The following is a 5,302-nucleotide window of genomic DNA, read 5'->3' on the forward strand; positions in this document are numbered from 1 at the left end:
GCCTCGCTCACCTCGGCGAGAGTGGCCTTGAAGCTCTCGACGAGGTGGTGCGGCAGTTTGCGCACGAAGCCGACGGTGTCGGTGACGAGCACGGGCTCGGAGCCGTCGAGATCCAGGCGGCGCGTCGTCGAGTCCAGCGTGGCGAAGAGGGCGTCGGCCACGAAGGCGTCGGCGCCGGTGAGCGCGTTGAGCAGGCTGCTCTTGCCGACGTTCGTGTAGCCCACCAGCGCCACGCCGAAGCCCCGCCGGCGCCGCTGGCGCGCCTTCGTCTCGCTCGTGCGGGCCACCTTCTCCAGCTCGCGCTTGAGCTGGATGACGCGGTCGCCCAGGCGGCGGCGGTCCACCTCGAGCTGCGTCTCGCCCGGGCCGCGCGTGCCGATGCCGCCTTCCTGCCGCGAGAGGTGCTCCCACATGCGGCGCAGGCGCGGCCGCAGGTACTCGAGCTGGGCCAGCTCGACCTGCAGGCGCGCCTGCCGCGTGCGCGCGCGGCGGGCGAAGATGTCCAGGATCAGCTCCGTGCGGTCGCAGACGTTGGTCTCCGTGCGCTTCTCGAGGTTGCGCGCCTGCACGGGGCTCAGCTCGCTGTCGAAGATGATCAGGTTGGCCTCGCGCTCCTTGCAGAGCGCGGCCAGCTCCTCCACCTTGCCGCGACCGATGTAGGTGGAGACGTCCGGCGCGTCGCGCTCCTGCACGAGCGCGTGCAGCACGCGGGCACCGGCGGCACGACCAAGCTGGGCCAGCTCGAGGAGGTTCTCCTCCTCTTCATCGCGGTCGTCGCCGGGGAGCACGGTGCCCACGAGCACGGCGCGCTCCTGGGGCACGGCCTTGTGCGGGTAGAAGAAGCGGTCCTCGGCCATTGCTCGGCTACGCCTTGCCGCGCAGCGGCACCTCGAGCACGCAGGGGTAGTCGGTCAGGTTCTCGAGGTTGCCCTCGCGCACCACCGCCACGTCCTCGATGCGGATGCCGAGCTTCTTGGCCGGGTAGTAGACCCCCGGCTCGATGGTGATCACCATGCCGGGCGCGAGCGGCGCCTTGCCGCCGCGCACGAAGGGATCCTCGTGCACCTCGAGCCCGAGCCCGTGGCCGAGCCCGTGGCAGAAGCCCACCTGCGTACCGGGGTGCGTGTCGAGGTTCTCGTAGCCCTTCTCGCTGAGGAAGTGCGCCACGCGGTCGTGCAGGCCCTTGAAGCTGAGGCCGGGCGTGTAGGCCTCGAAGCCGAGCACCGCAGCCTGGCGGACGTCCTCGTAGGCCTTCTTCTGCGCGGCGGTCGCCTTGCCGGGCACGAAGGTGCGCGTCATGTCGAAGTAGAAGCCCGTGGCGATGTCCTTGGGGAAGATGTCGCAGACGATGGGCAGGCCGGTCTTCACCGTTCGCGTGTCCGTGCCCGCGTTGTGCGGCACGCCGCCCTCTTCGCCCTGCGCCACGATGCTGCCGTGGATGTTCGTGAGCCCGTGGGCGGCCATCGCCTGGTCCGCCGCCGACTTCAGCATGCCGATGGTGAGCGGCAGGCCCTTGGCGGTGTGGAGCGTCGTGCCGCTGGCGTGGCAGGCGGCGAGCGCGCGGCGGATGGCCTCGAAGCCCGCGCAGGTGCCGACGCCGGCCGCGCGCATGGCCTCGATCTCGAGCTCGGTCTTGATCGCGCGGGCCTGGGCGATCACCGGCGCCTTCTCGACGACCAGCGTGCAGCCCACGGCCGCGAAGGCGCGGCGCGCGCGCGGCAGCCAGGCGCCGGCGCTCTCCAGGCCCGCGGCGCCGTAGAGGGCGAGGCGGCCCTTGGCGTTCACTTTCTGGAGCGCCCAGGCGAGCCAGGCGAGCTGCGCGTCGCCGGGTTTCTTGTGCTGCTTGGCCAGCTCCTGTGCGGGCGTGGTCGAGCGGGCGATCCACTTCAGGCCGGTCTTCGCCGCGCAATCGCGCTCCATGTCGCCCACAATGAGCAGGCGCTCGCCGCCGCGCTTCCAGACCAGGGTGGCGGCCTCGAGCTTCTGGCCGCCGACCAGGTACCAGAAGGCCGGGCTCACGTCCGTGTTGCCGGTGAGCAGCAGCACGTCGAGCTTGGCCTTTTCCATCAAGGCGTCGAGGCGGGCGGGCAGGGTCCTATCGGCGGGCATGGGCGTCCTCGCTTGCGGTGGGCGCGCGGGTATCGGCGCGCTGCGGGAGTATGCGACGCTGGCGGGAAAAACAGCAAGGGCGGCGCGCTGACGGCGCCGCCCCTTTTCTGCTCACCCGGCCCGATCCTGGTTCGGCGGACGCCGCCTGGGATCGAGATGGCCGCGCTCGGCGGCCGTTGTGCGGTTACAAGCTGCGCTCCATGTGGGCGATCGCCCGGTCATGGATGGCCTGGGCCTCAGTATACAACAGGTGGGCTCGCCGATGCCAGTCCCCGGCAAGCGTCTTGTCGCTGAGCCCCTTGAGATTGATGCGGACGTTGAAACAGGCCCCGCGCACGCAGGCGAGGCCGAGCAGGGCGCCCACGCCGGCGTCGCTGGCGCTGTTCGCGTTGCCGACCTCGGCCACGCGCTCGCAGTGGCGGAGCGCGGCCAGGCCCAGCTCCATCACCGCGAAGGGCACCGCGGTGGCCGCCTGCGTGGCCGTCTGGATCGCCGCCTCGCGCGCGGCGGCCTCGGCCTCGCTGCCCTTGGGCAGCTTGAAGGCGGCCATCACCTGGCCGAAGGCCTCGGTGTCCTCGTCGACCTTGGCTTCGAGCTTGGCGCGCAGGGCGTCGGCTTCCTTGCAGAGGTCGGCCATCTCGCCCTCGACGGCGGCGTAGGACTTCCCCCGCGTGAGGCGCGCCACCATCGCGGCGAGCGCCGCGGCCAGCGCGCCGCAGAGCGCGGCCGTGCTGCCGCCCCCGGGGGCGGGCGAGCTGGAGGCCAGCACCTCGGTGAACTCGGCCACGCCGAGCGCCATCAGCGGGCCGGGCGGCACGGGCGGCAGCGCCTTGGGCGAGACCGTGCCGCGCTCGAGCATCACCTCGATCACCTTCTCCTCGAGCTTGAAGGGATAGAGCTGGCTCAGGCCGAGGGCCTCGGCGGCCAGCTCCATCTGCTCCCACTCGCCGGCGGGCAGGCGCACGCAGTGCTGGCCGCAGTGGGCGCGGGCGGCGTCCAGCATGGCCTGCTTGGGCACGACGCCCACGATCTCGCTGCCCGTGACGGCCAGCCCGCCGCCGCGCAGCTCGGATTGGCGCTTCACCTCGGCGAAGGCCTGGTACAGCCCGACGCGCGTGTAGTCGAGCAGGTTCATGCTCACCTGGGCGGTGGCCGCGTCGTACATCATGCCCGCGGCCTGCGTGGTGGGCAGGGTGCCGGGCTCGTTCACGGCCTGGCCGCGCGCGTCGCGGACGATCTCGCCCGCCTCGTCGCGCTTGGCCCGGCCGCTCTCGCGGATGTCCAGCGCGATGCCGTTGGCCTTGGCCTTCACCGCCGTGTTCAGGTTGATGTTGTAGGCGATCAGGAACTGCCGCGCGCCGGTCACCATGACGCCGCTGGCCGGCACGAAGACCTGCGGCCCGTAGTCGGGCTTGAAGTCGGGCGACTTCAGCTTGGCGGCGAGGGCCTCGTACTCGCCCTTGCGGATGTCCGGCAGCGCCACGCGCTCGGGCCGCTGCGCGCTCTTCGCGTAGAGGTAGACGGGGATGCCCAGCTCCTCCCCCACGCGCCGGCCGAGCCGATGCGACAGCTCGATGCACTGCTCCCAGCTCGCCTCGCGCACGGGGATGAAGGGCACCACGTCGGCCGCGCCCTGCCGCGGGTGCTCGCCCGTGTGCCGCGTCATGTCGATGAGGGCGAGGCCCGTCTTCACGCAGTTGAAGGCCGCGGCGAGCACGGCCTCGGGGTCGCCGACGAAGGTGTAGACCGTGCGGTTGAAGTCGGGGCCGGCGTCCACGTCGAGCAGGGTGGCGCCCGCGGTGTCGCGGATCGACTGCGCGATGGCCTGGATGATGCCGCGATTGCGGCCCTCGCTGAAGTTGGGCACGCACTCGATGATGGTGGCCATGCAGTTCCTCCTCACGGCGTCCGGGCCGGCGGCGCCGGCAGGCACGAAGGGCTGCAGGATAGTCCAGGGCGGGCGCCCGATCAAGGCGCGGCGGGGCCCTCGCCGGCCGCCCGCGCGCGCGGCTCGCGCTCGTCGAGCACGGCCCCCGGCGCGATGTCGGCGAGCAGTCCGGTCATCACCCAGCGGATCGACTGCTTGCTCTCGAGCAGGTTCTCGCCCCAGTTCCAGGTGGGATGCGTGAGCGGCAGCGTGGCCCACACGACGGCCACCGAGTCGCCGCACAGGCGCACGAACTCCAGCACGCTGGTCACGCTGACGACGCCGTCGTTGGGGTAGGGCTCGGTCACCGCGCCACCGCTGCCGTCCTTGAAGCGGTCGCCGGCCAGCACATACCACTTCACCCGCGGGTCGGGCGGGTTGGCCGCATTGAAGGCGGCGATGCCCGCCGGCGTGCACCAGCCGCCGGGGTTCAGCGCGCCGAGCATGTTCACGCCGCCGGAGGGCGTGCCGAGCAGGAAGACCTGCCGCACGGCGCCCGGGTGCGCGGTCACGAAGCGCCGCGCCAGGAGCCCGCCCATGCTGTGCGCCACGAGGTGCAGGTTCTCGTAGGGGATCGCCTGCGCCGCCAGCCAGGCCTCCAGCGCCGCGAGCGGGCCTTCCGGGCCCGCCTCCTCCGTGGCGCCCATCAGGCCCGGCAGGCCGGTGACGATGTAGGCCTCGCAGTTGGCCGGCAGGAAGCGCAGGGCCGCGAGCCAGAAGCGGTCCCAGAACCAGGTCTCGCCGCGATAGCCGTGGATGAAGAGCACGCGGTGGGTCGGACCCGCCGGCGGCGGCGCCGCCCCCGGGGGCGGCAGCTCGCGGCGGGGCGCGCAGGTCGCCAGCCCCAGCGCGAGCGCGGCCAGGGCGAGCGCCGCGAGCAGGCTTGCCGCCGGCCCTCTGCGCGGTCCATATTGCCGGGGATTCGGGAGCGCCGCCATGACCCACCTCGCCCGTCGCGCCGTGTTCGTCCTCACCCTGCTCGCGGCCGCGGGCTGCGGAGAGGATACTCCCGTCACGCCGGACCCGCCAGCGCTGCCCCTGCCCACCTACTACATCATCGAGAACCGCGTGGACGGCGACCTCATCGGCTGGTCGAGCGTGACGACGCGCTACAGCGAGGCCGTCTGGCGCGGCGAGACCTATCGGCCCGAGCACCATCCCTGGTTCGGCAAGCGCGAGACGGTGCTCGCCGCCGGCCGGCTCGACTGGACGCAGGGCCCCGAGGCCGGCCCGCCGCGCGCGGGGCGCATCGCCCTGGACGGCACG

The 5,302-nt window shown here is 72.6% G+C and carries 5 protein-coding genes; 1 reads left to right on the top strand and 4 read right to left on the bottom strand.

Annotation, left to right across the window (positions count from 1 at the left end):
* The 4 genes from hflX to FJ251_13150 all read right to left on the bottom strand — a co-directional run.
* Positions 1–857, bottom strand: an 857-nt coding sequence (gene hflX, locus FJ251_13135; protein ID MBM4118652.1) for a GTPase HflX, incomplete at its 3' end; no start/stop codon positions are given.
* A gap of 7 nt (positions 858–864) precedes the next feature.
* Entirely contained in the window at positions 865–2,109 is a 1,245-nt protein-coding gene (locus tag FJ251_13140; GenBank protein ID MBM4118653.1) for an aminopeptidase P family protein, read from the bottom strand.
* A gap of 184 nt (positions 2,110–2,293) precedes the next feature.
* Positions 2,294–3,997, bottom strand: a complete 1,704-nt coding sequence (gene ftcD / locus FJ251_13145) for a glutamate formimidoyltransferase (protein MBM4118654.1) — start codon at positions 3,995–3,997, stop codon at positions 2,294–2,296.
* An 80-nt stretch (positions 3,998–4,077) separates the two neighbouring features.
* Positions 4,078–4,974: an alpha/beta hydrolase gene (locus FJ251_13150; protein ID MBM4118655.1), complete on the bottom strand. Its 897-nt coding sequence runs from the start codon at positions 4,972–4,974 to the stop codon at positions 4,078–4,080.
* On the opposite strand from FJ251_13150, the gene FJ251_13155 reads away from it, so the two are divergent.
* On the top strand, positions 4,973–5,302 hold a 330-nt coding region (locus tag FJ251_13155; GenBank protein ID MBM4118656.1), incomplete at its 3' end, for a hypothetical protein. The genes FJ251_13150 and FJ251_13155 overlap by 2 nt on opposite strands.

The sequence above is a fragment of the bacterium genome (assembly GCA_016873475.1).
Lineage (GTDB): Bacteria > Krumholzibacteriota > Krumholzibacteriia > JACNKJ01 > JACNKJ01 > VGXI01.

Bases quoted from the DNA above. Each gene is read 5' to 3' on its own strand.
- FJ251_13140 (MBM4118653.1), bottom strand. From the start codon at position 2,109: ATGCCCGCCGATAGGACCCTGCCCGCCCGCCTCGACGCCTTGATGGAA.
- ftcD (MBM4118654.1), bottom strand. From the start codon at position 3,997: ATGGCCACCATCATCGAGTGCGTGCCCAACTTCAGCGAGGGCCGCAAT.
- FJ251_13150 (MBM4118655.1), bottom strand. From the start codon at position 4,974: ATGGCGGCGCTCCCGAATCCCCGGCAATATGGACCGCGCAGAGGGCCG.